The following is a 1,764-nucleotide window of genomic DNA, read 5'->3' on the forward strand; positions in this document are numbered from 1 at the left end:
CGCTGCACCCTTCAGAGGGTGCAGCGGCCCCGGCCCTTTGGCGGTGACTACGGGGTGAGCCGGTTAGGACCACGGAACAGGAAGGTGGCCTCACGGATCGACTCAAGGCCGAGCATCACCATCAGGACCCGCCCGAGCCCCATGCCCAGACCGCCGTGCGGCGGGCACCCGTACCGGAACGCGTTCAGGTAGTCCTGCAGCGACTCGGTGCCCATGCCCTTCTCCGCGGCCTGCTTCAGGAGCACGTCGTAGCGGTGCTCGCGCTGCGCTCCGGTCGTGACCTCCAGGCCCTTCCACAGCAGGTCGAAGCTAAGCGTCAGACCCGGGTCGTCCGCCGGCCGCATGTGGTAGAAGGGCCGGATGCTTGTCGGATAGTGGGTGATGAACGCCCACTCGTGGCCGGTCTGCTCTTTGATGTGCGCTGCGATCCCGCGCTCGCCCTCCGGGTCCAGGTCCTCTTTCACTCCCGCCGGGTCCCAGCCCTTGGACCGAAGGATCTCCTGTGTCTCAGCCATCGTGATCCGCGGGAACGGCGTCGTCGGCACCGTGACCTCGACACCGAACGTCTCCTGGATCGCCTCACCGTGTGCGTTGGCGACCTTGGCGATGGCATGAGCAAGCATCTGCTCCTCGAACGCCATCACGTCCTCGACCCCGTCGATCCACGCCAACTCCACGTCCACGCCAGTGAATTCGGTGGCGTGCCGGGAGGTGAACGACGGCTCGGCGCGGAAGACGGGCCCAATCTCGAAGACCTTGTCGATACCGGCCGAGATCGCCATCTGCTTGAAGAACTGAGGCGACTGAGCCAGGTAGGCGGAGCGGTCGAAGTAGCCGAGCTTGAACACCTCAGCGCCGGACTCCGAGGCGGTGCCCATCAGCTTCGGGGTGTGCATCTCGGTGCACCCCTGCCGATAGGCGTACTCGCGCATCCCCTGCTCGAACGTGGTCTGCACGGCGAACAGCAACTGTGCCTGGGGCCGACGTCGTACGTCCAGGAACCGCCAGTCCAGGCGATGTTCGAGTCCGGTCTGGTCGTCGATGGGTAGTGGTGTCTCTGCCCGGTTCAGAACTTCGACTGATTCCGGGAGGATCTCCAGGCCGGCGAGTTTCACGATCGGGTTGTCCACCACGCGACCGGTGATCCGGACCGCGGACTCAGGTGTCAGCCCCTCCAGCGCGGCCTCGACCTCGTCGCCTTCGCCGCCGCGTTTGTGGGTTACCTGAACCATGCCGGTGTGGTCGCGCACTACGACGAATTGCATTTTGCGCTGCAGGCGGAGCGTGTTCACCCAGCCCGATACGGAAACGGTCTGTCCGACATGTTCTCGCAGGTCGGACACCAGTACACGGTTAGTCGTGTGGATCATCGCAGCCCTCCAAGGGGCGTCGTCATGATCCCTTGGGGGCGCGGACGAGAAGGGTACTCGCGGTGCCACCGCGCCTTTACCGCAGCTCAAAGAGCCACAGCCTCATTCATGCCCGATGACGGGGGCCAGCCGGCGGGGCATTAGGCCTTCCATAGGCCGTTCCTCCCCGCGCTCAGGAGGGTCTTCACCTCGGGACGCAAGGCCGCCTTCCCAGCTACCGGCGACTCTCTCTGCTTGCGTGATCCCGCAGCTACTTGTCTCCTTCAACGCATTGGTGTTGAGCATAGCGGGGCAGGCGGGGATACGACAGCAAGATCACGCGAACGAGGCAGCCTGACACCAATGAGAGGTGTGCAAGCTGAAGTTGCTGGTCACGGGGCTGGTGTGCGTGGGC

1 protein-coding gene is annotated in these 1,764 nt (G+C 64.8%); it reads right to left on the reverse strand.

From position 1 onward, the window contains the following. Nucleotides 1–47: 47 nt before the first annotated feature. Nucleotides 48–1,370: an aspartate--tRNA(Asn) ligase gene (gene aspS / locus RB628_RS40445; protein WP_318325637.1), complete on the reverse strand. Its 1,323-nt coding sequence runs from the start codon at nucleotides 1,368–1,370 to the stop codon at nucleotides 48–50. Nucleotides 1,371–1,764: the final 394 nt, after the last annotated feature.

The organism is Streptomyces sp. ADMS, from assembly GCF_033441795.1.
GTDB lineage: Bacteria > Actinomycetota > Actinomycetes > Streptomycetales > Streptomycetaceae > Streptomyces.